At 56.3% G+C, this 24527-nt stretch carries 16 protein-coding genes and 2 pseudogenes; 14 read left to right on the top strand and 4 right to left on the bottom strand.

What is annotated here, in order from left to right:
• The first annotated feature begins 90 nt into the window (after nucleotides 1-90).
• The 3 genes from RAK1035_RS16415 (at nucleotide 91) to RAK1035_RS16405 (ending at nucleotide 3179) form a co-directional block, all read left to right on the top strand.
• Nucleotides 91-1377, top strand: coding sequence for an FkbM family methyltransferase (locus RAK1035_RS16415; protein ID WP_081506339.1), 1287 nt, complete (start codon nucleotides 91-93; stop codon nucleotides 1375-1377).
• Nucleotides 1374-2303: a sulfotransferase gene (locus tag RAK1035_RS16410; RefSeq protein WP_008283140.1), complete on the top strand. Its 930-nt coding sequence runs from the start codon at nucleotides 1374-1376 to the stop codon at nucleotides 2301-2303. The genes RAK1035_RS16415 and RAK1035_RS16410 overlap by 4 nt, the downstream gene beginning before the upstream one ends.
• Nucleotides 2304-2399: 96 nt before the next feature.
• Nucleotides 2400-3179: a 6-hydroxymethylpterin diphosphokinase MptE-like protein gene (locus RAK1035_RS16405; RefSeq protein ID WP_198133633.1), complete on the top strand. Its 780-nt coding sequence runs from the start codon at nucleotides 2400-2402 to the stop codon at nucleotides 3177-3179.
• Here RAK1035_RS16405 and RAK1035_RS16400 read toward each other — a convergent pair.
• Together RAK1035_RS16400 and RAK1035_RS16395 are read right to left on the bottom strand one after the other, a co-directional pair.
• Nucleotides 3169-4053, bottom strand: coding sequence for an SMP-30/gluconolactonase/LRE family protein (locus tag RAK1035_RS16400; RefSeq protein ID WP_008283138.1), 885 nt, complete (start codon nucleotides 4051-4053; stop codon nucleotides 3169-3171). The genes RAK1035_RS16405 and RAK1035_RS16400 overlap by 11 nt on opposite strands.
• Nucleotides 4050-4817 carry an SDR family NAD(P)-dependent oxidoreductase gene (locus tag RAK1035_RS16395; protein ID WP_008283136.1) on the bottom strand — a complete coding sequence of 256 codons (768 nt, stop codon included), beginning with the start codon at nucleotides 4815-4817 and terminating at the stop codon, nucleotides 4050-4052. The genes RAK1035_RS16400 and RAK1035_RS16395 overlap by 4 nt, the downstream gene beginning before the upstream one ends.
• A gap of 282 nt (nucleotides 4818-5099) precedes the next feature.
• On the opposite strand from RAK1035_RS16395, the gene RAK1035_RS16390 reads away from it, so the two are divergent.
• From RAK1035_RS16390 to RAK1035_RS16340, 11 genes and pseudogenes are all read left to right on the top strand, one after another.
• Nucleotides 5100-6062: a glycosyltransferase family 2 protein gene (locus RAK1035_RS16390; protein WP_037298956.1), complete on the top strand. Its 963-nt coding sequence runs from the start codon at nucleotides 5100-5102 to the stop codon at nucleotides 6060-6062.
• Nucleotides 5983-6702, top strand: a complete 720-nt coding sequence (locus RAK1035_RS16385) for an acylneuraminate cytidylyltransferase family protein (protein ID WP_332306714.1) — start codon at nucleotides 5983-5985, stop codon at nucleotides 6700-6702. The genes RAK1035_RS16390 and RAK1035_RS16385 overlap by 80 nt, the downstream gene beginning before the upstream one ends.
• 4 nt (nucleotides 6703-6706) lie before the next feature.
• On the top strand, nucleotides 6707-7633 hold the full coding sequence (locus RAK1035_RS16380) for a phosphoglycerate dehydrogenase (RefSeq protein ID WP_112303106.1): 927 nt from the start codon (nucleotides 6707-6709) through the stop codon (nucleotides 7631-7633).
• A gap of 58 nt (nucleotides 7634-7691) precedes the next feature.
• Nucleotides 7692-12389 carry a 6-hydroxymethylpterin diphosphokinase MptE-like protein gene (locus tag RAK1035_RS16375; protein WP_008283063.1) on the top strand — a complete coding sequence of 1566 codons (4698 nt, stop codon included), beginning with the start codon at nucleotides 7692-7694 and terminating at the stop codon, nucleotides 12387-12389.
• An 88-nt stretch (nucleotides 12390-12477) separates the two neighbouring features.
• A complete protein-coding gene (gmd, locus tag RAK1035_RS16370; protein ID WP_008283062.1) occupies nucleotides 12478-13596 on the top strand; it encodes a GDP-mannose 4,6-dehydratase in 1119 nt (372 codons plus the stop codon).
• Nucleotides 13596-14465, top strand: a complete 870-nt coding sequence (locus RAK1035_RS16365) for a WcbI family polysaccharide biosynthesis putative acetyltransferase (RefSeq protein ID WP_008283061.1) — start codon at nucleotides 13596-13598, stop codon at nucleotides 14463-14465. Before gmd ends, RAK1035_RS16365 begins: the two co-directional genes overlap by 1 nt.
• 43 nt (nucleotides 14466-14508) lie before the next feature.
• On the top strand, nucleotides 14509-15387 hold the full coding sequence (locus RAK1035_RS16360) for an FkbM family methyltransferase (protein WP_008283060.1): 879 nt from the start codon (nucleotides 14509-14511) through the stop codon (nucleotides 15385-15387).
• Complete coding sequence (locus RAK1035_RS16355) at nucleotides 15384-16175, top strand: FkbM family methyltransferase (protein ID WP_008283059.1); 792 nt, start codon at nucleotides 15384-15386, stop codon at nucleotides 16173-16175. The genes RAK1035_RS16360 and RAK1035_RS16355 overlap by 4 nt, the downstream gene beginning before the upstream one ends.
• 95 nt (nucleotides 16176-16270) lie before the next feature.
• Nucleotides 16271-17245, top strand: coding sequence for a GDP-L-fucose synthase (gene fcl, locus RAK1035_RS16350; protein ID WP_037298837.1), 975 nt, complete (start codon nucleotides 16271-16273; stop codon nucleotides 17243-17245).
• A gap of 702 nt (nucleotides 17246-17947) precedes the next feature.
• Nucleotides 17948-21940 (top strand): Calx-beta domain-containing protein, encoded by a 3993-nt coding sequence (locus tag RAK1035_RS16345; RefSeq protein ID WP_008283057.1) that lies wholly within the window; start codon nucleotides 17948-17950, stop codon nucleotides 21938-21940.
• A 75-nt stretch (nucleotides 21941-22015) separates the two neighbouring features.
• A pseudogene (locus RAK1035_RS16340) lies at nucleotides 22016-22216 on the top strand (IS6 family transposase); the annotation flags it as partial.
• A gap of 20 nt (nucleotides 22217-22236) precedes the next feature.
• Here RAK1035_RS16340 and RAK1035_RS16335 read toward each other — a convergent pair.
• Both RAK1035_RS16335 and RAK1035_RS16330 read right to left on the bottom strand, forming a co-directional pair.
• Nucleotides 22237-23145, bottom strand: a pseudogene (locus RAK1035_RS16335) (IS3 family transposase); the annotation flags it as partial.
• A gap of 3 nt (nucleotides 23146-23148) precedes the next feature.
• Nucleotides 23149-24510 (bottom strand): IS110 family transposase, encoded by a 1362-nt coding sequence (locus RAK1035_RS16330; protein ID WP_008283054.1) that lies wholly within the window; start codon nucleotides 24508-24510, stop codon nucleotides 23149-23151.
• Between the last annotated feature and the right edge of the window lie 17 nt (nucleotides 24511-24527).

The raw sequence follows: 24527 nt of genomic DNA, 5'->3' as shown, positions 1-24527 counted from the left end.
ACCATACTACGGCGGACCCAAGCGGCGATTTCGCGGATGAGATCGACAGAATTTAATTGGCTAGGCAACTTTGGCATGAGTGAGCACCCTGTGAGCAAGACAAAACCACGCAGTTTCATTCATATTGGGGCTGGCACCGGCAAACGTCTTGCAGAGCTTCAAAAGCATGACCCAGACAAGATCGTGCTGGTTGAAGCAGATCGAAACGCTGCGGCGCGATTGACCCAGAAAAGCGCATCGGCGTCAAATGTACAGGTGATCCGGGCCGCTTTGGGCAAGGAAGAGGGCGATGCAGAGTTGTCCCTCTGGAACTTTTCGCGGCTGAACAGCACGCAGGAACCAACCCCCGCGCTCTACGAGCTTTTTCCCGGGTTGATCCGCAAAGAACGTCAGATCGTTCCCGTCATCACGCCCGCGCAGCTCTTGTCCGAGATGGGGGCGGTTGCAAGGCCAATGGCGCTTATCCTTGAGGCCCCCGGCAACGAGATGAATATTCTGAACGCTTGCAAGGCCGATGGCATGCTCGATCAGATCGACCAACTCGAAATCCTTGCGGCTGAAGAGGCGTTTTACGACGGGGCGGTCACGCGCGCCGAGTTGGAAGCATGGCTGAGTGACGAAGGATTTGACGTCACGCTGCGCGACGAGGCGGATGCGGATTGGACTGTGCTGCACCTTCAAGCCGATCAAAAGGCCCGCGCCTTGGCTCGGGCCCAAACACGCATCGAAACCTTGCGCACAAGCCTTGCGTCCCTTGAAACGACGCTGTCAGAGACGCAGGCCGAATTGAAAGCAGCCAAAGAACGGGCAGAGCTGCAAGAGGCTGCCCTATCCGAAGCGCGAGCGGCGACAGAGGCGAAAGCAAAGACCTTGGCAGAGCGCGATATAGCGCTGAAGGCGGCTCAGGAGCGGGTCGTCGCAATTGAGACGGCCTTGACCGAAGCGCGTGCCGCGACGGAGGCAAAAACAAAAGAGTTGGCAGAGCGCGATGCGGCGCTGAAAGCCGCGAACGATAAGATATCTGGCATCGAAACCAGTATGGTGGATTTGGAAAAACAGCGCCACAGTGCCGTGCAAAAGCGCGACGAAGCTGTCTCGACCTTGGATTTTCAAACCCGCTTTCAGGCGATGTTGCAGGTCGATTTGGAAAATTTGCGCGGTCGTCTCGAGCAGAGTGAGACACAGCGCCAACGGCAAGAAGACTTGCTGGGCAAGCTCACGGCAAAACTGTCGCTGGCGGCCGAATATCTGCGACAGTTGCCCCCGAGCGACCAAGAGAGTTTAGCGTCGGACCCCGCCCAAAAACTTTCGCCACCTCGTCGGCGCACTGCGGGCAAGAAGCAGAAAACAAAGGCCGGGCAAGGGTCAAAGGCATGAAGGCGGCGACACACTCGCAGTCAATCGCGATTGAAATCGAAGCGGCATTGGACATGCTGCAAGCCTACAAAGCATCTGTACCGGCGGTGCCGATCACCGACAGTTTCCCAAGTTTGCTGGACCAGTGCGAAGCAATGTGCCAGTCCTTTACTGGCCCCGAACCGATCCGGACATTGCATCATTTTGCCTGTTCCGGTGGCACCTTGATTGCGAAATGTATCGCGGCACTGCCCGGCGTTGTGCTGTTGAACGAGATTGACCCGCTCAGCCAAATTCATTTGCCGGAAAACAGGCGTGCCCCGAAATTTGCGCCGACGGATCTGTTTGGGGCACTGCAGATCTCTCGGCGCGAGGTTAACCCAACTGTTGTTGTCGACGGCTTCCGTGAGGCAACGCAGACAATCGTCGGCGGCTTGGCATCCAGAGGACAAAGCCTGGTGATCCGGGACCATGCGCATTCCCATTTCTGCACCCAGATTGATCCGAACAGCCGGCCTACGCTTCACGAGATTTTGGCGACAGGGCGTCATCCTGTGGTGTCGCTGCTTACGGTGCGGCATCCGCTCGATAGTTTCCTGTCCTTGCATGCGAACGGATGGTTGCATTTTTCGCCCTCCACCCTTGAAACCTACAGCCAACGATATGCAGAGTTTCTGGATCGCCATGCGGATCTGGACCTCGTCAGATACGAAGACTTTGTGGCTGCGCCCGAACTCACGCTGGAAAAGATCTGCCAGATCATTGCCCTGCCATACCACGCCTCAGCCTTGGAGCTATTTACCATCATTCGTCTGTCCGGCGACAGTGGCCGCAAGGGCGCGCAGATCGCCGAGCGCCCACGCCGCGAGGTTCCAATGGTGATCGACGCGCAACGCGGCTCTCGCGATTACAAAGCATTATGTGTGCGTCTGGGATATGAGCCCTAATGCGCGCACAGTCTGGCCCGGTATCAGACGACGCGAGGGGCTGGTTCACAAACTCCGCCGGATAACCTAAGGCGGATCAGCACTTGAGGATCAGATTTGGATTTGCGCAAGACCATCCGTAGGACACTTGATCAGCTCGGCGGGCTGCGGCGGCGGACTGAGACCGGGTCAAACTCTGGATTGGCGCAGTTCGAGAATCTGCACCAAGGCGAAAGCTGTGTCATCGTCTGTAACGGCCCGTCACTGAACCGGATGGATCTGCGGTTTTTGCGCAATCACACGGTGATCGGTCTGAACAAGATCCATCTGGGATTGGAGAAATTCGGCTTTGAGCCGCGCTATCTGGTTGCGGTCAATCCCAAGGTGGTCGAACAGGCGCGGGAGGCGCTGGCGGCCTTGCCCGCAATCCGCTTTATCGGGGCGCGCGCAGCCGGGCATCTCGAGGAGGGGCCGCGCACCTTTCACGTGCCGATTTTGACCCCGCCCGTCATGTTTTCGACCGACATCTGCAAAGGGCTGCGCGAAGGCGGCACCGTGACCCATGCCGCGCTTCAAGTGGCCTATTACATGGGCTTCTCAAAGGTTGTGATCATTGGAATGGATCATCGGTTCACCTATCACGGCGCGCCGCACGAGGCGCATGTTATGGAGGGGCCAGATCCCAATCACTTTAGCCCCGAATATTTTCGGGGTCAGGTCTGGGACAATCCGGATCTGGAGCGTTCAGAGGCGTCTTACAAGGTGGCGCGAGAGGTCTTTGAAGCGGCGGGGCGGCAGATTGTCGATGCCACTCTGGATGGTGCTTGCCCGGTGTTTGAAAAGGCCGATTACCGCGCGGTATTTGGGTTGCCGCGCGATCACGGGCCTAGAGAATAACCTGATGTTCGGCTTGGCCGTGGCAGGCGTGGGCGCTCAGGTCCACAGCATAGGTCATGCCCGCCTCGGGTGCTTTTGACAGCGCCTCGGTGTCCATCCCTTGTCGCGCGGTGGTGATGTGCAGCACTGACAGGTTGTCACCCCCAAAGGCAGGGCAAGAGGCATGGGGCGCGCCCACTGCGACGGCGCCCAAGAATTGCGCCTGCCGATCATAAATCGCCACACGGTGACTTCCCCATTCTGCCAGCCAGAGCCGCCCTTGAGCATCCAGAACCACACCGTCGGGATTGCGGGCCGCTGCGCGCAGGTCAAGCCAGGGTTCGGGATCGCCGATGGGCCAGCCCTGCGTGGCCTCAAGACGCTGGCGATAGACGATGCGGCCCGGCGTGTCGGTGAAACAGGCAAAGCCCGCGTCAGGCGCAAAGCAGATTGCGTTTGGAATGGTGATCTTGTCGAAGAGGCGGCGCATTTCACCCCGGTAATAGCGCCAGATTGCACCGGCTTGCGGTTCGGCGCCATGGCCCATTGTGCCGATCCAGAACCCTCCCCATGGGTCGGCGCGCCCGTCATTGGGGCGCAGCCGTCCAGCGGCGCAGTCAAGCGGCGCAATCGGGGTTGTGGTGCCTTTGGCTATGTCGAAGTGCAAAAGGTGATCGCTGGCCGCGATCAAGAGCGTGTCAGCGTCAATCCAGCCCGCCGCAGAGACAGGCTGTTCAAATTGCCAATGCTGGTTGTCGTCTTGGTCGCGCGACATAAGACGCCGCCCCGTGATATCGAACCAGAAAAACTGCCTGCGCTCTGGATGCCAGAACGCACCTTCGCCCAAATCACAGATGCGCCGGTCAAAGACCTGAGCCTGAGGTAGCTCGCTCATCCCGTTACAACCACGCCGCCGTCGATGACCAATGCCTGACCGGTCATCATCCGGCTGGCCTCAGAGGCCAGAAAAAGCGTGCCGCCGCTGATATCCTCGGGGACAAGGTGTTCCTTGAGGCATTGTTTCTCCAGATGCGCGGCAAGGTCCGTGGGCGTAGCCCAAAGGGTGCGTTGGCGTTCTGTCATCACCCATCCGGGCACCAGCGCATTGACCCGAATACGCTCTGGGCCAAATTCGCGCGCAAGAGCGCGGGTCATGCCGGTAATCCCGGCATTCGCGGTCACATAAGCAGGGTAGCCCGCATTTCCCATCATATAGCTGATCGACGAGAAATTGATGATCGAGCCGCCCCCGGCGGCCCGCATCTGGCCAACGACGCCCTGAATGGCAAAGAAATAGGCAGAAAGATTCACCGCAAGACTTGCGTTCCATCCGGCCTCGTCCAGATCCTCGGCGCGGTGACGCTGATCGTTGGCGGCATTGTTGACCAAAACCTGCACTGGCCCATGTGCATCGCGCGCAAACTCAAGTGCCTGATGCAGCGCTGTGCGATCCGTAATGTCGCAAGGCAGATACAAGGGGCGGGCCCCGTGACGATCAGCGATACTGTCACAAAACGCTGTTGCATCCGAACGTTGCACAAAGGCGACTTTGGCCCCTTGAGCGACAAACGCCTCGGTCAGGGCCGCGCCGATCCCAGAACCTCCGCCGGTGACAAAGACAGAGCGACCCTTCAGATCGGGATAGTGGGCGTCGGTCATCGCAAAAGTCCCCTCGATGGCGTCAATTCACCTCTTTTGCTAACGCTCTCAGCCAAGGATGCAAGCCGGAACTTCGCCTATTTTTTGATCAATCCCGCTGGAGTTTCGGCGGATTCCGCCCATTGGCCGCAGTGCTGAGGGTGGACATGCAAGGTTCAACTCGATAGATACGCCAAGTGTCGATAGTGTTCGGTTCGGTTGGTGTTCGTCTCACGCATATTTTAAATGGTACCGGTAACGGTAGGTTGTTGTGCCCAAAGCGACTTGCATAGGATGGTTCAAATGCTTGCAAGCATTGTGATTAGAACATTGAACGAAGCGCAGCACCTCGACGATCTTATGGTGATGATCGGCGCTCAACAGACCAACGGTCTTGACGTTGAGGTGGTCCTGATCGACTCGGGCTCAACAGACGGCACTGTTGAGATTGCAGAGCGCCATGGCTGCCGGGTCACAACCATCAAGAAATCTGAATTCTCTTTCGGGCGCTCGTTGAATCGTGGCTGCGATCACGCAACCGGAGATTTGCTTGTGTTCATCTCTGGCCATTGCGTGCCTGTTGATACGATGTGGCTGCAGAACCTGTGCCAACCGCTGATCGACGGCGTGGCCAGCTATAGTTACGGTCGCCAGATCGGGGATGACGACAGCAATTACAGCGAGCGTCGCATCTTTGCCAAATACTTCCCGGATGTCTCGGCCATTCCGCAGGACGGATTCTTTTGCAACAATGCCAACTCGGCACTGCTGCGCAGCGCATGGCAAAAGCATCCCTTTGACGAGGCACTGACGGGTCTTGAGGATATGGAGCTTGCCAAACGCTTGGTAAGCGCAGGGCATAAGATCGCCTATGTGGCGGATGCGCCTGTATTCCACCACCATCAAGAGAGCTGGGCACAGGTTCGACGCCGGTTTGAGCGCGAGGCGATTGCGCTGCGCTCGATCATGCCAGAGGTGCATTTGTCGCGCTTTGATGTTCTGCGCTATGTGATCCGCAGCGTGATCGGGGATTGGCGCGCCGCCGCACTCAACAACATTCGCTCGACCTCGCGCATGGATATGCTGCGGTATCGCTGGAACCAATACGTCGGATCGCACAAAGGCAATCACGAACACCGGCTGTTGTCGCAACACGCCAAGGAACGTTTCTTTTTTCCACAAGTCAATGAAAAGGCCGCACAAGATGACTGGCTCAGGCCGCTGCGTCGCACTCCTCCCCATGAAAGCCAACAGTCAAAGAGTTAAGGGCAAGAATTTCCGTCCACTACACGGCAAACCTCTCTTTGCTTGGATTTTGGATTCGCTTCTGGCGCTTGATGAAATTGATGAGGTCGTCATCAATACGGATGCCCGTCACATTCTTGCAGAGAATGGGCTGGTAGAGTCGGACCGCGTGCGAATCCGGGATCGCAAGGCAGAGCTGTGTGGCGATACGGTGTCGATGAATCTGATCTTGGCCGATGATATCGCCGCCGTAGAAGCGGAGACCTATTTGATGACCCATACGACCAATCCGATGCTGCGCCCCGAAACCATCCGGGCGGCTTTGGCCGCCTATCGGGCGGGGGTTGCGGATGGCACGGCGGATTCGCTCTTTTCGGTCAACAAAATTCAGACCCGGTTTTACCGCGCCGATGCCAGCCCGGTGAACCATGATCCGGACAACCTCGTTCAGACGCAAGACCTGGAACCGTGGTTCGAAGAGAACTCGAACCTTTTCATTTTCTCGCGGGATAGCTTTGCCGCGACCAATGCACGGATCGGGCGCAAGCCGATCCTGCATGAGATGAACAAGATGGAAGCTGTCGACATCGACACTCCCGAAGACTGGGCCCTTGCCGAGGCAGTGGCCAGTCTGCACATGCAACACCAAAAGACGGCGTGACCCAATGAAAGACGTGCTTGTAACCTGCCCTCCGATGCTGGGCCAAATCGACCTGTTCATGGAACCTGCTGCCGAAAAGGGCCTGCGCCTGCATCCGGCCAAGGTGACGCAAGTGATGACCGAGGCAGAGCTGATGGACCTTTTGCCGGGCTATGATGGCTGGATCATCGGCGATGATCCCGCCACGCGGCAGGTGTTCTCGGCAGGCCGGGCGGGGCGGCTGCGGGCGGCGGTGAAATGGGGCATCGGTGTCGATAACGTCGATTTCGATGCCTGCAAGGATTTGGGCATTCCCATCATCAACACGCCGCAAATGTTTGGGGCAGAGGTGGCCGATGTTGCCACGGGCCTTGTGATTGGGCTTGCCCGTCAGCTTTTCTTGATCGACCGGGGCGTGCGTGCGGGCGGGTGGCCCAAACCTGCGGGCATCAGCCTTGCGGGTCGCACGGTCGGCGTGATCGGATTGGGGGACATCGGGCGCAACACAGTCACGCGGCTTCAGGCGCTTGGGCTCAAGGCGATTGCCTATGATCCCGGCGTTACCGGAGATGCCGGACTTGATGGGCTGACGCGCGCGGCCTGGCCCGAACGGGTCGAGGAGTGCGACTTTCTTGTGTTCACCTGCGCGTTGAACAAGCACAATTTCCATATGCTCAACGCCGATGTTCTGGCGCGCTGCATGCCGGGGGTACGCATTGTCAACGTCGCGCGCGGCCCGCTGATCGACGAGGCGGCGCTGATCGCGGCGCTACAATCGGGCCATGTGCATTCCGCAGCCCTAGACGTGTTCGAAATCGAGCCGCTGCCAATGGATAGCCCTCTGCGCAGCATGGAACGCTGTATCTTTGGGTCGCACAATGGCTCGAACACCGTCGATGCCGTTATCCGCGCCAGCCACACCGCCATCGAGCGATTAAGCGGCTTTTTTTGAGACCACCCGCCTTTTGCTATGACTGCAAATTGCCAAAGCAAACGCAACGTGAGATCCAATGTCCAAAGTTTTCATCTATCCAGCCCTGCTCAATCTGGAAGACATTGACAATGTCGTGTGTCGCTTGGCGTGGTATTTCAAACCCTATCTGAGCAAGATTGACAGCATCCATTTCACAAGCCGCCGCGCATTGGTCGACGCGGCAAAATTGGCACCGCAGCTTGATCCGCTGGTGGCGGGTGATCTCGCGGCGGTGAAGGCCAAGATAAAGCTGCTGGATCACGAGGATTTTGCCGCTGCGATATCCGAGGTCGATCTTGCGCGGGACCTCTTGTTGATTTGGGATGAAACGGCAGAGAATAATGCGCCTGCGCCGGTCAAGGCGGCCATCAAGGCCTTGGGCGCAAAACAGGGGCTTTACCGGGTCGATCCTTTGCGGACACGGATGGAGGGCTCCTTTTACCTTTGGGCCGGTCTCAACCGCTACGCCGACCGCGCCGCACTGCTCGAGGTGAACCATGCGCGCATGCGCGCGATGGTGGCTGACATCGGGCAGCACGAGAAAGCCTATGTTTTCGGCAGCGGCCCGACGCTTAGTGATTTTGTTGAGGGGCACGACTTTAGCGATGGTATCTGCGTTATCTCCAACTCCATCGTCAAGAACCGCGATATCATCGCCGCAACACGCCCACGGATCATAACTGCCGCCGATCCGCTCTATCATGCGGGCTGTTCTGGTTATGCGGGGGCCTTTCGCGACGAGCTCATTCAGGCGTTGCGAGAAACGGGCGCATGGTTCGTTTGCCCGATGCGGGATTTCGCGATTTATGACACGTTCCTGCCCGTTGACCTGCGGTCTCGTATCATTGGCGTGCCCTTCGACAAAGAGGGCGCGCCGCCCAGCAATCTCGCAGAGACATTCTATCTCAAATCCTATCCAAACGTCCTGACACTGGCGCTCTTGCCGATCGCGGCCAGTATCGCGCGCAAGATCGAGATCGTTGGCTGCGACGGGCGTAATCTTACGGATGACAGTTTCTTCTGGTCGCATGACAAAAAGGCGCAGTTCAACGACAAGATGTCCGAGATTCAGGCGGCGCATCCGGCGTTTTTTGCGATTGATTACAACGATTACTACACCGATCATTGCCGCGACGTAGAAGAGGTGCTGACCGCTCTCGAAGCTGCGGGAAAGGTGATCGAGACCGCGACACCTTCGATGATTCCAGCCCTGCGCATGCGCGAAGCCCCTAATCCCGATAGCATGGCCGCCGGATCGAAAGTCGCGGTTTTCGCGATGATCGACCCGGATGCCAAGGATGACTGGGGTCATTTTCTGGCCTATGACAAGCGCGTCGCAGAGGGCTGTCATGATCTGAATACCGATTTCGCGCTGATCTGCCGCAAAGAGCTTGATCCCAAGTTCTTCCCGGACAATGCCGAACTCGTTTTGCCGGTCTTTTCGGTTCATAGCTGGACAGTGGGTAAGGACTGGCCACAGACGCGTCGCCGCGACATGATGCAATTTGCAAAGGAGCTTGACGAAGCCTTTTCTACGCTTGATTTGCGCTATCCGGCAGACGCGATCTGTGTGTTCATGTATATCGGCAGTATAGAAGTTGCAGAGACAGTCGAGCATCTCCTAATGAGGAGACCCAGGTTCCGGGCGGTGATCAACTTATTCTGGTCGTACAATTTTGATCAGAACGACCCGATCTACAAATCGCAGTGGTATCGCGTCGCCAAGCGTTTGGAGCGGTCGAACCAAGTCTTCCTTATGCATTCTACCGAGCAGATCGCTGATGAATTCAGCACGGATTGGTCGGTTTCTCTTCCGGTTTTGCCCCATCCCAGCACCACGTTCGACGACAAGACTGTCGTGACGCTGGATGAATTGCCCCTGTCCAAGCCGGGCAAACCGCTTCGGGCTGTATTCCCCGGCGGAACACGCAAGGAAAAAGGGTTTGCTCTTTCCACAGGCGCTTGCGCGTTGTTGGCGAACGACCCAGACCTTAGGCTCCGGTTGCGCGCACGCATAGATCGTGTGTCCGGAAAAGATCTTGAAGACGCCTTGCAGTCAATGACCGCCGAGGTAGGGACAAAGGTCGACATTCTTGGGGATGACATGTCTGATGGTGAGTTCATCGACATGATCCGCACGGCGGATATCGTGGTCATCCCCTACCTGTCCGAGGCCTTTCGGCGGCGAACCTCTGGAATTCTGGTTGATGCCTTTCTTCTGGGCAAGCCTGTGGTAGTGCTCAAGAACACATGGCTTTCCGATATTGTCAAAGCAGGGCATATCGGCCTTTGCGCCGATCCAGATCCGGCGGCATTGGCTTCCGCAGTGCGAGAGGTGGCTAAGCGCTATGATGAATTCCTGCCCGGAGTTGCCAAGGTTCGTAGTGACTACCTCGGTAAGCATTCATGGAAAGCTCTCGTTAAAAGCGTTGTGAAAAGAGCAGACCTTTCACTCCCAGCACCACGAAAGAACCTGACAAAGGCCGAAATGGATGGGTTAAAAAAAGAGCTAAAAGAGCTAATCTCAAAGCTTCCGACGCGCGCACCAATTTACCTACCGACAGAAAAAATTGCTGTCGAGGCCCAGATCAAGGGCCTAAAACGCGTGAAGCATATATATGAGAAAGGTCTGAAAGAGGTCTATTCGCCGCGTCTGCGCGCCTTGCGTGAAAAATACCGTGGCACCAAGCGTTGTTTCATTATCGGCAATGGTCCCAGCTTGAACGAGACAGATCTGAGCTTGCTCAAGGATGAGGTGACCTTTGCGGTAAATGGTTTTTTCCTTAAGGCAAAGGATCTTGATTGGACGCCTACTTTCTATGTGGTTGAAGACCATTTGGTGGCGGAGGATCGGGCCAAATGGATTAAGGCTTTCAAAGGGCCAACCAAGCTGTTCCCAGCGTACCTTGGATACATGTTTCCCGAATCCGAGGATACGATTTTCTACAATCATAGGCCCCGTAAAAGCTATCCCCACGGATTTGATTTCTCTACGCAAGCCGACGAAATTACTTACACAGGCGCGACTGTAACCTTCTCGATGCTTCAATTGGCATACTACATGGGCTTTGAAGAGATTTACATGATTGGTGTCGATGCGAGCTATGCTATTCCCGAGGATGCGCAACAAGCATCATCCTACTCTGTCGGGGTGATCGATATGAAATCCGATGACGTGAATCATTTTCACCCAGATTATTTTGGAAAAGGTTTCCGTTGGCACGACCCTCAGGTCAGTAAGATGGTCGAAGCCTATAAAGAAGCACGCAAAGTTGTCGATCAGACCAACCAGCGGATCTATAATGCCACTGTTGGCGGACAGCTCGAAGTTTTTGAACGGCGCAATTTTGCTGATCTCTTTCCACCAAAGCGACCTCTGGAACTTAGAGATTATCCGCGACTGCTGCTCCTTGATTTAACCCCGATTGGTAACGGCTCTGCAACAGGTGAACTTAAGCACAACCTTTTAAGAGATTGGCCATCAGAACAGATTTTGCAGGTGTCCTGCAGAAATTCTGAAGACTTGGTTTTGACACGGCAAAGACTGGGACCCGATTCAATTCCCTTTGAAGTTAAACCCAAAGAAGCAGCTGCGTTCGTAGACGCATTTGCGCCTGAAGTTGTACTTTATCGACCAGTACCCGACACTCGAGTCCTTCATGATTTTGCGATGCCGCTCATAGAACGTCTCCAAAAGCCGCTTGTCACTTGGATCATGGACGACTGGCCGCATCACATTAAGATCAGTGACCCAGCCCAGTATAATCGTATCCATGCCGACTTCGAGACATTGTTAAGCCATTCCTCGATGCGACTGTCGATCTGCAATGCGATGTCCGAAGAGATGTTCCGGCGATATAGGCTGCCATTCCGGTCTTTGGCAAATGGTGTAGCTCCCGAAGATTGGCAAACGCCAAAAAAACACACTCCGGGAACCATGGTCGTGCGCTATGCTGGTGGATTAGAGCCGAACATGACGCGAGCGAGCGTTTTGCGTGTTGCACGCGTGATCGAGTCACTCGGTAAGAAGGGGTATGACCTGCGTTTTGAAGTCAATACACGTGCAGCGTACTATAATCGAAACCTGAATGATTTTGGCAAGTTTAAGCATACCCGATTTACCAATAACGTTCTGTCTGCTGAGGGCTACAAAGGTTGGCTTATGCAGGCAGACGTTACCTTGATCGCCTATAATTTTGATCCGGCCACAGCCGATTATGTCAAATTCAGCATGGCCAATAAGATGCCGGAATGTTTGGCGTCGGGCTCGGTTCTGTTGGCGCACGGGCCCAAAGGATTTGCCACAGTTGACTATCTCGCAGGAGTAGATGGGGCCGTTGTTGTTACTGAGGATTCCGATGCGGCAGTTGAGGCGGCACTTTTGGCATTACGGGCTGACCCAGAGTGGCGCGCCGATTTGGCGACAAAAGCTCGTGCCACTGCTTTTGAGCGCCACAACATTCATCGCCTACGTGAGCAAATGTGGCTTATCTTAAGCCAGGCGGCGAAATCGGCAGATTCTGTTGTCGCGCGGCGCGTAGTTCAGCACATGCATCCGATTGCCCTCGCGGCAGAGCTTTTGTGTGCGCCCGCAGACGCCCTGCACCGGATCGACAGGGATGCGGCAGTCAAAGAGACGGTCGCGCGCACGCTTGATCCTGCCTTCCCTGACCGGCAGTTGAGCGCGCATCTTGAGAACTGCATCGCCTTCGCGCGCAAGAAAACGCGCGTATGACCGGGGTGCTTGCGATGGTTTGGCCCATGTGCTGCAATGCCCGAGACAGCCTTGGGGCAGGGCCAATCAAGAACGGAGAGTTGACGGAATGAAGAAAGCGCTCATCACGGGGGTTACGGGGCAGGATGGCTCTTACCTTGCGGAATTCCTGCTCGAAAAGGGCTATGAGGTGCATGGGATCAAGCGCCGCGCCTCGCTCTTCAACACCCAGCGGGTGGATCACATCTACCAGGACCCCCACGGCGGGCGGCAGAATTTCAAGCTGCATTACGGCGATCTGACCGATAGCTCGAACCTCACCCGCATCCTCAGCGAGGTGCAGCCCGACGAGGTCTATAACCTTGGCGCGCAATCCCATGTCGCCGTCAGCTTTGAGGCCCCCGAATATACCGCCGACGTCGATGCCATCGGCACCCTGCGCCTGCTCGAGGCGATCCGCTTTCTGGGGCTCGAGAATAAAACCCGCTTCTATCAGGCCTCCACATCAGAGCTGTATGGCCTTGTGCAGGAAATCCCACAGCGCGAGACAACACCCTTTCACCCGCGCAGCCCCTATGCGGTGGCCAAGATGTATGCCTATTGGATCACGGTCAATTACCGCGAGGCGTATGGCATCTATGCCTGCAACGGCATCCTCTTCAACCACGAGAGCCCCCGGCGCGGCGAGACCTTTGTCACCCGCAAGATCACGCGCGGGCTGGCCAATATCGCGCAGGGGCTAGAGGATTGCCTCTATATGGGCAATATCGACAGCTTGCGCGATTGGGGCCATGCCAAGGATTACGTCCGCATGCAGTGGATGATGCTGCAACAAGAGGTGGCGGATGATTTCGTGATCGCCACGGGCGTGCAATATTCCGTGCGCGAGTTCATCACATGGTCGGCGCAAGAGCTGGGCATCACGCTCGAATTCACCGGCACCGGCGTGGAGGAGATTGCCACCGTGACGGCCGTGACCGGCGATAAGGCCCCCGCCATCGCACCGGGGCAGGTGATCATGCGCATCGACCCCCGCTACTTCCGCCCCGCCGAGGTCGAGACCCTGCTGGGCGACCCCACCAAGGCCAAGGAAAAACTCGGCTGGGTGCCCGAAATCACCGTGCAAGAAATGTGCGCCGAGATGGTGGCCGAAGACTTGAAGACAGCACAGCGGCACGCTTTGCTGAAAGTGCACGGCATGGAGTTGCCGGTGAGTTTGGAAGGTTAATGGCTTTGCTTACCATCTTAGCGAACTGTCAGGCTGGTCCAATGGCGGCCCTGATATCTCAGTTTTGTCCTGATCTAAACGTAATCAGGTCACCACTGGTGCATCAAATAACTGACAAAAATCGCCTAGAAGTTATTCAAAATATTCAGAAGTCTGACATCGTTATTCACCAACCTTTGGGCCCGTCTTTCAAAGAATTATCCACTGCGGAATTGAAGTCGAAATTCCCCTCTAAGACCTTTGTTTCATTTCCTTCGATTTTCTTCGGTGGATTATTCCCGCAGCTATCATACCTCAGATTGCCCGAAGGTGGCACGATGAAAGGTCCGCTAAGCGATTACCATGATACACGGATTATAGATTGTTTTCTCAACCGAGAGTCGTCCGAAGTGTGCCTTGGTCGCATGAAGTCGGAAGATCCGTTGGAATTGAAATACTACGATATCTCATTGAAAGAGTCTTTGGGTCGTGACAGGGCAGTCGACATTCCAGTTATGGAAATCATCTTGGATGAAATGTCAAAATCTCCGCCGCTGTTCACATTCAATCATCCCACAAACCGGGTGTTGTGGCGTGTTTTAGAGCGGGTACTTAAACTCCTTGGGCTACAAGCGCCGCAAGCTCTTGATCTGTTGCCAGAAAGAGAATTTCTTGGCAACACGCGGGCAATGATACCGGACAGCATCCCAAAGTCATTAGGCCTCGATTGGAGACAGCCTAAATATTCTATTTGGGAAGACGAGTTACCATTGAGAGAGCTGATTACGTCTTTCTATCAACTCTACAATGAGATACCGAATTTTCCGGCTATCTGTCGGGACAACGAACAACGCTTCAATCTTCCTGTAAGACTGGGCCATTATTCATAATTTTGCGGCCTTCGTTAAATCAGAACAAACTCCGGAGACTCCCATGCATGTAAGTGCTCTACTCGGCAACCTAGATATCAATTGTTTCTCTGATATTCTGGGTCCGTATCGCACTCTGAATCCGGACCTCAAGATTTGTGTGGATGGTGGCGCAGGATTGGGCGAGACGGCAGAGAAGATTTTCAAGAATTTACCGCAAGACGACGTGAAGGTGCTGGCTTTTGAGCCAAACCCCAACAACATTGCCGAGTTCAAGTTTTCCGACCCTCGGTTGACAATAGTAGATGCAGCTCTCGGAGCGCGCCGTGCAACAGCAAGATTTCATGTTGCGGCAACGACCCAGCGGCAATCTGAAACCAATCCTTACCTTGTTCCGGGAACAAGTTTTGTAGGCAAGCTGGTCGATGAAGCTGCCAGCTTTGATAAGGGTGATCAGTACGAGGTTCAGGTTGTCCGAATGGATGACAGTTTACGCGAAAATGGATGTTCCGGGGCACAATTCATCAAGCTTGACCTTCAAGGCGGTGAACTTGACGCTCTTAAGGGACTTGGCGATATGCTTGGGGACGTCCACTGGATGTGGATTGAATATGGTGGTCAGCCAGAGCTTTTGGAACTTTTGATCGAGCGCGGCTTTGTATTGTTCGACACCCAGTACCTCTTTTTTGGCGACATGAAGCCAGAAGTGAAAGAAGCTTTCACCGTTACACGAAAGGGTAAGAACTCTGTCGGACGAGAGATCTTTTTTGGACGGCGCAAGCAGGTCTGGCGTAACTATGCTTCTCAGTTTTCTTATTGCCGCAAGTCCTTGGGCATGGTTCAAACAGACCTTGTTGCCGTCGCGCCAGCCTACATCAGCTCCTTTCTTGACGCCTGCTATTTGAAGGGAAAGTTGGGTGCACAAGGAGCGATAGTATCATGATCAAGCGACTTACCCTATTCCGCGAATATGCCTTACCAAATCTGATGAATGTTGAAGCGATCCTGAAGGAAATCTATACGGCTCGGTGCCAAGATCTCAAAGAGTATACTTTGTTCGATGGGGGCGCGCACAAAGGCTACCACACCATTCGAATGTTGGATTTGTCGGGGTGCAAACGCGTATATGCGGTTGAGGCTGATCCGTTCATGGCTCAAGCATTCAACACAATTCTTGAAACACAACGCCCCAATGACCTCGACCGCGTTTCCTTCCATCAAAAGGCTCTGCAAGACGATCCGGCGCGGGCATCTATTCCTTGGAAGTCGTCGACAACGCATGTAGGTCGGTCTTCGATCGTTGCGACAAACAGCGAGCGTCAGACTATATGGGGCGATAACCCGGATATGGTGTATCGCGAAAGTTTTGAAGTCCCCGCGACGACGATTGACGCGCTGCTTGCCGATGAGCCTCTTCCCATACCGTTCTTGAAGCTCGATTTGGAGGGGGCAGATTTGATCGCGCTACGCGGGGCCAGAAAAACCCTGCGTACTAAACGTCCGGTGGTTGCGTTTGAAAATTCTGTGCACGCACCCAAAGTGCACGGCTTTACTCTAGAAGAGATGGCGGCGTATTTTGACGGGCTGGGGTATGTGCCAATCAACTTTGTTGGTGAACGTATGACGCCGGATTCGTGGTTCGGGTTCTTCGAGGCATGGCTGGCACCGGAAGAAGACGCAAATTGGCTCGCGGGCCAATTGGATGAAGCCCTTGCACGGCGCGGCATCTGACGTCTTCAACTCAGGTTCCCATGACACATGAGAACGATAGGCCTGACCTTACAAAATAAGGTTACGAACCTTACAAACCTTACAGGAGCTACTCAATGACCCGGATCCACATTGCAGGCCATCGGGGGATGGTTGGGGCGGCTATTTTGCGGCGGCTTGAGGCGCGCAGGGGCGCGGGCGAGGACCTGACGCTGATCACCCGCACCCATGCGGAATTGGACCTGACCAGTCAGGCCGCCGTGCGCGATTTCATGCAATCCGAGCGGCCAGATGTGGTGATCCTTGCCGCTGCCAAGGTGGGTGGCATCCATGCCAACAACACCTATCCGGCTGATTTCATTTATGAAAACCTGATGATTGAGTGCAACGTGATCCATCAGGCCTTTGACGCGGGCGTGCGGCGGCTTTTGCAATTGGGGTCAAGCTGCATCTACCCCCGCGCCGTGCCCCAGCCCATGCGCGAGGACGCGCTTTTGACCGGCGTGCTCGAACCCACCAACGAGCCCTATGCCGTCGCCAAGATCGCGGGCATCAAGCTCTGCGAAAGCTACAATCGCCAGCACGGCACCGATTACCGCTCGGTCATGCCCACCAATCTCTACGGCCCCGGCGACAACTTTCACCCGGAAAATTCCCATGTTTTACCGGCACTTATCCGCCGCTTTCATGAGGCCGCGCAAGAGGGGCGCGACGAGGTGACGATCTGGGGCTCCGGCACACCGCGCCGCGAATTCCTGCATGTCGACGACATGGCCGAGGCCAGCCTCTTCGTGCTCGACCTGCCACGGGATGTCTATGCGGCCAATACCCAAGACATGCTAAGCCATATCAACGTGGGCTCTGGCACCGATATCTCGATCCTGGAGTTGGCGCAGATGGTGGCTGAAGTGACTGGATTCCAAGGCAAAATAACAACCGACCCCAGCAAACCCGACGGCACGATGCGCAAGCTGATGGATGTCAGCCGTTTGGCCACCATGGGCTGGCGCGCGCGCATCAGCCTGCGCGAGGGGATCGAGGATGCCTATCGCTGGTACCTCGCCCAAACCCCAGGCAGCGTGCGCGGGTAGGTGCTCAATTCTGGATAGAACACTTGGAGAGCGGATTGACACGATGGCTGCAAAACCAAATCGGGAGCGCAGCGAACTCGTCCGCTGGGTGAACTGCCTCCGAGATTATTTGTGTGCGCAGGCGGGAGGGTCGTAACCGCCTCATGGATACCGCGGCCTACGCGGCTTGACTTTGCGTCACGGATACCGGCGGCACCCAGTTCCAGGGGAGCAATTCGTCCAGCCTGTTGATCTTGTGATCGGTAACCGCGCTATTTGCACCGCCTGCCTGACGTTCGGACAATGATTTAAGCCAGGTGTTTAACGACGTCTCTTATGCGGGGTCTGCGATGCGGGGCGAAATTGTGGTGATTATCCCCTAGCAGGCGTTTGTAACAAATTTCGCGCGAGCCGCTATCCGCCGTTTTACGTTTTGTTCGATGCCATCATCCTTCGTTGATTTGACACTTTCGGACAGAACAGGCGTTGCTCAGGCAAAGGCATCAATGCAGTTTTTCTCGGACAATTTGATTGATCCCCTCTCTACCCAGAGTTGCAAGGATGTTATGTAAGCATCTGAAATAGTTAACAAGGTTTCGTTTGCTCGATTTTGTTTCATCCTGTTATCATTCTTTTGAATTTAAATTTTCTAGGTTCGGATCGCAAAAGACATTGATGATTGGTCCATGTTGATAATCACGTTTTAGAATATGGGGGTATTCTATGTTGATTAACATTAGCTCGGCATCGGTCGAGGAACGGGTAGCCTTTGGGAGTGGAGTTCTCGAATTCATCGTAACGCTGGATGCGCCTTCGGCAGGCACAGTGACAGTTGATTACCGCACGCGTCAAGGGACGGCTTCCGAGTTTCTGGATTTTACAGGGGAGAGCGGAACTCTTGTCTTCGCCGCTGGCGAAACCGTAAAAACGATCACCATTCAAACCGCAAGCGACAGCCTTGACGAGGTGGATGAGTTTCTCGAGGTTGAACTGTTCGATCCGACTGGTGGTGGCACCTTCGCAAATGACGTGGATGTCGTGCGCGCTATTGGCTGGATTGAGGACAACGATGGCACGCTTGATGATCGCGCGTTAGCCGTTTCGGATCCCGTAATCGAAGAAGGTGACAATGGCACCACCACAGCGCGCTTCACCCTATCAGTCTCGGAAGCGTTCGGCGTGTCGACGAATATGGGCTGGGCTACCGTCAGCGGGACGGCTACAGCCGGGTCGGACTTCACCGCTGCGTCGGGCATAGCGACTTTTCTGCCTGGCCAGACAAGCACCATCGTGAATGTGGATGTAACTGGCGATAACGCCGTAGAGTTGGCGGAGACTTTCGGTGTAAGCGTAACGCCATCTGCGAGTGTCTTTTCCGGATCAAGTGGCGCAGTCGGGTCGGCGACGATCCTTGACGACGATGCAGGCCCGCGCACGATCTCGATTGCGGATGCTGCGATTGATGAGCGAACGTTCTTCGGCAGCGGGGTCTTGCGATTTGCCGTGACCCTTTCGCAGCCCTCGACCGGGACCGTGACCGTAGACTATCGAACGGTGCAGGGCACGGCGTCAGAGTTTTTGGATTTCACTGGCGCAACCGGCACACTGACTTTTGCAGCAGGCGAAACGACAAAGTGGATCAATATCAGCACCGCAAGCGACGATATTGATGAAGTAGACGAGTTCCTCGAAATCGAGCTCTTCGACGCAACTGGCGCTGTGTTGGCAGGCGGTGTGGATCAGGTCCGGGCCACCGGCTGGATCCTCGACGACGACGGCACGGCGGATGATCGTGCGATGCAGATTTCCGATCCGATTCTGACTGAAGGGCAGGAGGCACAATTCATCGCCCGTCTGTCGCGTCCGGCCGATGACGAGGTGACGGTGGCCTATGCGACGTCGGGGGGCACCGCTCAATCGGGGGAGGATTTTACTGCGGCCAATGGTAATTTTACCTTTGCGCCGGGGCAGACGCTTACCGCGACGACGGTGGCGACGACAGCTGATGCCGTTGCTGAACCGGCCGAGACCTTCGATTTAATCGCTGTTGCGCCGGGCGCGAGTGTCTTTTCCGGCTCGAGTGGCGCAGTCGGGTCGGCGACGATCCTTGACGACGATGCAGGTCCGCGCACGATCTCGATTGCGGATGCTGCGATTGAGGAGCGAACGTTCTTTGGTAGCGGGGTCTTGCGTTTTGCCGTGACCCTTTCGCAGCCCTCGACCGGGACCGTGACCGTAGACTATCGAACGGTGCAGGGCACGGCGTCAGAGTTTTTGGATTTCACTGGCGCAAGCGGCACACTGACTTTTGCAGCGGGCGAAACGACAAAGTGGATCAACATCAGCACCGCAAGCGACGATATTGATGAAGTAGACGAGTTCCTCGAAGTCGAGCTCTTCGACGCGACGGGTGCTGTGTTGGCAGGCGGTGTGGATCAGGTGCGGGCCACCGGCTGGATCCTCGACGACGACGGCACGGCGGATGATCGTGCGATGCAGATTTCCGATCCGATTCTGACTGAAGGGCAGGAGGCACAATTCATCGCCCGTCTGTCGCGTCCGGCCGATGACGAGGTGACGGTGGCCTATGCGACGTCGGGGGGCACCGCTCAATCGGGGGAGGATTTTACTGCGGCCAATGGTAATTTTACCTTTGCGCCGGGGCAGACGCTTACCGCGACGACGGTGGCGACGACAGCTGATGCCGTTGCTGAACCGGCCGAGACCTTCGATTTAATCGCTGTTGCGCCGGGCGCGAGTGTCTTTTCCGGCTCGAGTGGCGCAGTCGGGTCGGCGACGATCCTTGACGACGATGCAGGTCTGCGCACGATCTCGATTGCGGATGCTGCGATTGAGGAGCGAACGTTCTTTGGTAGTGGGGTCTTGCGTTTTGCCGTGACCCTTTCGCAGCCCTCGACCGGGACCGTGACCGTAGACTATCGAACGGTGCAGGGCACGGCGTCTACATCCACGGATTTTACCGGTGTCGCTGGAACACTGACCTTTGCAGCAGGCGAAACGACAAAGTGGATCAACGTAAACACGACTGGTGATACAATCGACGAGATCGATGAAGCCCTTGAGTTGATCTTGTCAGATCCATCGGGTGCGGTGCTTGCGGGGGGAGTTTCGGAACTGGCCGCTGTGGGCTGGATACTTGACGATGATGGAGCACCAGAGGATCGGGCGCTCTATGTGCATGATACGAGGGTAATAGAAGGAGATTCAGGGACAGCCCAAGCGGTGTTTCAACCGAGGCTATCGCGTTCTTCTGACAGTGCCATTGAAGTAGATTACACCACGATCAGCCAAAGCGCTGCCGCAGGTTCGGATTTCGCGTCGAGGACTGGGATACTCACCTTTGCAGCGGGTCAGACAACTGGTGCGGTGTTCGTGCCTATCTTCGGAGACCTCGTTCAAGAAGACGCTGTTGAAGAGTTCCAGATGAATTTTGCCCCGGCCACAAACCAAGTGTTCAGCGGGCCAGGCTTCAACGCGACAGGCACAATCCTGGATAACGATTTCTCAAATTCTTTACCAACCGGGGCAGTTACATTGAGCGGCTCTGCGGTTGAGGGTAGCACGCTTACGGCTGACACATCGGCGGTTGCGGACGCGGATGGCTTAGGGGCCTTTAGCTATCAGTGGTTTCGCAACGGCCTTGCCATCGCTGCGGCAAACGATATCAGTTACACGCTTTTACCGCCAGACATAGGTTCAGAGATCACTGTCCGGGTCAACTATTCAGATGGCAATGGGGCAAACGAAACACTCTTGTCCCAAGGGTCATTGGTTGCCCCAAGACCGGGAACAAGTGCTGGCGAGTTGATCGTCGGAGGACCGTTGGGTAGCCTTTTGGAGGGATTGGGCGGAAACGATACACTTATTGGTGGCGGAGGAAACGACACGATCGCTGGCGGCGATGGTAATGACAGCATCGAGGCAGGCGGCGGTAATGACAATGTCTCGGCTTCAGAAGGCAACGATTTCGTGGATGCGGGCGCTGGCGATGACAGTGTTGGCGGTGGCGTGGACAATGACACGCTGATTGGCGGTGTTGGAAATGACGTCATGGGCGGTGGTTTTGGCGATGATTTCATGTCCGGCGGCGCTGGTAACGATGTAGTTGCTGGCGGCGCTGGCGATGACACGCTCGAAGGCGGCGAAGGCAACGACAGCATGTCGGGCAGCTTTGGCAACGATCTGATCTTTGGCAATGGCGGCGCGGATGATATCGGCGGCGGCACCGGGCGCGATACGATTGATGCCGGTGCAGGCAATGATAGCGTTGGCGGCGGTGAAGGAGACGACAGCATCTCGGGCGGTGACGGCAACGACTTCCTCGCTGGTGGCGGCCGTAACGATGTGGTCGACGGCGGCGCAGGCAATGACACGATCAATGCGGGCGCTGGAAATGACACGATCACCGGCGGAACCGGCGCCGATCAATTCGTCTTTTCGTCCTTCTTCGACGGCGAGGCGGATGTCGTCACCGATTTCGAAGATGGGTTGGACAGTTTCTTCATCCGCCGCGTGGACCCGGATACCGGCGAGACCAATATCACCAATGGCGGCAATGGTCTGGCGGGGTTCGTCGCGGCGATGAACATCGTCGATGTCGAGGGCGGGGCGCAAATGACGGTGAATGGCAACACAATTTTGGTTGAAGGCATCACGGCGGCGCAACTTGCCGTAGAAGATTTCCAGTTCCTTTGAAGAGTTCTGTCGCAAACTTACCGGTTCCATGACGATGGTTGATCTGTCAGCGTTGTCAGATGGTTGGAAGGGAGCTTGTGGCCCGATCGATTCCTAGGCGTACATTATCCTAAGTCGGCGATCCTGCATGCGGTGTTTTTCTATGTCCACTACGCAGTGTCCTACCGAGACCTCAAGGAGATCCTGGCGGAGCGCGGCGTTACGGTTGACCACGCCACGCTGAACCGCTGGGTGGTGAAGTTCGCGCCGCTCATTGCCGATCGGGCCCAGGCGAGGAATGAGGTGCCCCTAGTTTCCTAGACACCTGCTTCGTTTAGTTTCTGCTGTCTGGTTTCGAAGTCAACGGGTGACAGCATGCCGTTGTTCGTGTGCTTGCGCTTTGGGTTGTAGAACATCTCGATGTAGTCGAAAACGTCCTGCCTTGCAGCTTCGCGTGTCGGGTAGGTGCGGCGACGGATCCGTTCCCGCTTCAAGAGTTGGAAGAAGCTTTCGGCGACAGCGTTATCGTGGCAATTCCCACGCCGGCTCATACTGGCTTGCAGGTTGTGCTGGCTGAGAAATACTTGCCACTCACGGCTGGTGAACTGCGACCCCTGATCTGAATGAATCATCACCTTCGTCTTGGGTTTGCGTCGCCAGACCGCTGCAAGCAAGGCCTGCAGCGCCAGGTCGGTCGTCATGCGGGGTTGCGCGGACCAGCCTACCACACGCCGTGAGAAGAGGTCGATAACGACAGACAGATACAGCCAGCCCTCGTGGGTCTTGATGTAGGTGATGTCCGTGACCCAGACCTTGTCGGGCGCATTTACTTCGAACTGCCGATCCAGAGTGTTGAACGCGACGACAGCAGGCTTCCCGCCATATCGTCCCGGGCGGCGCTTGTAGCCAATCTGGGCCAAGATGCCCGCAAGGCTGGCCAGCCGGGCGACCCTGTTCTCAGAAACCTGCTCGCCGAGATCGCGCAGATCATCGGCCAGCTTGCGGTAGCCATAGATCTTGCCGCTCTCGCACCAAGCCTGTCGGATCAACTCTGTCTGCCGTTCATCGTCCTGCGCACGCTGGCTTAACGGTTCTTTAAGCCATGCATAAAATCCGCTGACGTGGACCATAAGCACACGGCACATTGACCGAACCGAAAACTCGGATCGATGAGCCCGGATGAAACCATACTTCAACGGGACTCTCGCGCGAAGTATGTGGCGGCCTTCCTAAGAAACAGCCGCGGTCTCGTGAATAGGCGCCAATACAAACCCGAGGGTCTTGGCGCGCCGTTGAAGGTTTGACAGCAGACGTTTCCGATGCCGCTCTTCATAAGCCGCCGCGCCCTGATCTTTATATGACATGCCATGCCGCACGGCATTGTAAAACAGCACCGCGATCTTTCGCGCTGTCGCCGTAACAGCCTTCTGCTTGCCGATGCGCGAGGACAGCCGCCGATAGAACGCACCCAAGGCCGTGTCGCTCCGGCCGATCGTCGTCGCGGCCAATCTGAGCAAGGCCGCAGCGCGGCTGGAGGACCGGCGTGTCCGCGAGGACAGCAGCTTGCCACCAGAGATCTTGTTGCCCGGGGCGAGGCAGAGCCAAGACGTGAAGTGCTTGGCACTCTTCCAGGCGCGCAGGTCCGTGCCGCATTCGGCCACCAGCTTCAGCGCCAGCGATGGCCCAAGGCCATGGATCTGAGTCAGGTCTGTGCCTAACACCCCGTAGAGCGCAGCCCGCACATCGAAGGACGGCGCATTGTGCTGCCTCCCCTTGATCCGCGCCTTGGGCAGTGGGGCCAGTTCTCCGTCTGCACGGGCCGTCAGCGCCCCAACCGCGGCCTCCAGCCTGCGGTCGCACGCCTCGATCTGCTCTTGATAGAAATCGTAAAGTTCCAGCGACTGTGTCAGGGCAAAGACATGTTCCTCGCGGTCGTTGCCGACCAGCGCGCCTTTGATCGTGTCCAGCGATGAATGGCAGCGGATATCCCGGAATGCGGCGAGAACTTCAGGATCGCGCTCGCCATCGACAATGGCGCGGATAATCCGCATGCCCGTTGCGCCGGTGATGTCGGAGACGACATGATGGAGTTGCAGGTTCATCTCCATCAGCGCCTTCTGCATGTGTTGGATGTGAGCGGCGGCATATTCGGTGAGCCGTTCGCGCTGGCGCATGTAGGCGCGCAGGGTGGCTATCTCCGCCTCAGGGCGGAAACTGCCGCGGAGCAACCCATAAGAATGTAACTGACGCAGCCACCCCGCATCGCTGACATCGGTTTTGCGGCCTGGCACATTCTTGGCGTAGCGGGCATTCACAAGGATAACCTCGAACCCATGCGCCTCCAGGATCTCGAAGGCCGGTATCCAGTAAACGCCGGTCGACTCCATGGCCACGCTGGTGACACCGCACGACTGGAGCCAGTCGGCTAGATCGTGCAGGTCTTGAGTGAACGTCCCGAAAGCTCGCACCGGCATAGCGGCGGTGTCAGGGTTCACAGCAGCCATATGCATGGTCGAGCCAATGTCGATCGCAGCCGCATTGGGGTTGACCACGTTCAAATCCGGGTGGCCGCCGGTCTTACGCTTCGTCATGGCATCTCCTCCGTTCA

The sequence above is a fragment of the Roseovarius sp. AK1035 genome, assembly GCF_003288315.1.
Taxonomy (GTDB): Bacteria; Pseudomonadota; Alphaproteobacteria; order Rhodobacterales; family Rhodobacteraceae; genus Roseovarius; species Roseovarius mucosus_A.
Note: the sequence above shows the minus strand (reverse complement) of the source record. Positions and strands in the feature narration are given on the sequence as shown.

Excerpts from the sequence above, each read along its gene's own strand:
- RAK1035_RS16330 (WP_008283054.1), bottom strand. The coding sequence starts at position 24,510 with ATGACGAAGCGTAAGACCGGCGGCCACCCGGATTTGAACGTGGTCAAC.
- RAK1035_RS16385 (WP_332306714.1), top strand. The coding sequence starts at position 5,983 with ATGAAAAGGCCGCACAAGATGACTGGCTCAGGCCGCTGCGTCGCACTC.
- RAK1035_RS16360 (WP_008283060.1), top strand. The coding sequence starts at position 14,509 with ATGCATGTAAGTGCTCTACTCGGCAACCTAGATATCAATTGTTTCTCT.
- RAK1035_RS16400 (WP_008283138.1), bottom strand. The coding sequence starts at position 4,053 with ATGAGCGAGCTACCTCAGGCTCAGGTCTTTGACCGGCGCATCTGTGAT.
- fcl (WP_037298837.1), top strand. The coding sequence starts at position 16,271 with ATGACCCGGATCCACATTGCAGGCCATCGGGGGATGGTTGGGGCGGCT.
- RAK1035_RS16395 (WP_008283136.1), bottom strand. The coding sequence starts at position 4,817 with ATGACCGACGCCCACTATCCCGATCTGAAGGGTCGCTCTGTCTTTGTC.
- gmd (WP_008283062.1), top strand. The coding sequence starts at position 12,478 with ATGAAGAAAGCGCTCATCACGGGGGTTACGGGGCAGGATGGCTCTTAC.
- RAK1035_RS16390 (WP_037298956.1), top strand. The coding sequence starts at position 5,100 with ATGCTTGCAAGCATTGTGATTAGAACATTGAACGAAGCGCAGCACCTC.
- RAK1035_RS16410 (WP_008283140.1), top strand. The coding sequence starts at position 1,374 with ATGAAGGCGGCGACACACTCGCAGTCAATCGCGATTGAAATCGAAGCG.
- RAK1035_RS16380 (WP_112303106.1), top strand. The coding sequence starts at position 6,707 with ATGAAAGACGTGCTTGTAACCTGCCCTCCGATGCTGGGCCAAATCGAC.
- RAK1035_RS16375 (WP_008283063.1), top strand. The coding sequence starts at position 7,692 with ATGTCCAAAGTTTTCATCTATCCAGCCCTGCTCAATCTGGAAGACATT.
- RAK1035_RS16365 (WP_008283061.1), top strand. The coding sequence starts at position 13,596 with ATGGCTTTGCTTACCATCTTAGCGAACTGTCAGGCTGGTCCAATGGCG.
- RAK1035_RS16345 (WP_008283057.1), top strand. The coding sequence starts at position 17,948 with ATGTTGATTAACATTAGCTCGGCATCGGTCGAGGAACGGGTAGCCTTT.
- RAK1035_RS16355 (WP_008283059.1), top strand. The coding sequence starts at position 15,384 with ATGATCAAGCGACTTACCCTATTCCGCGAATATGCCTTACCAAATCTG.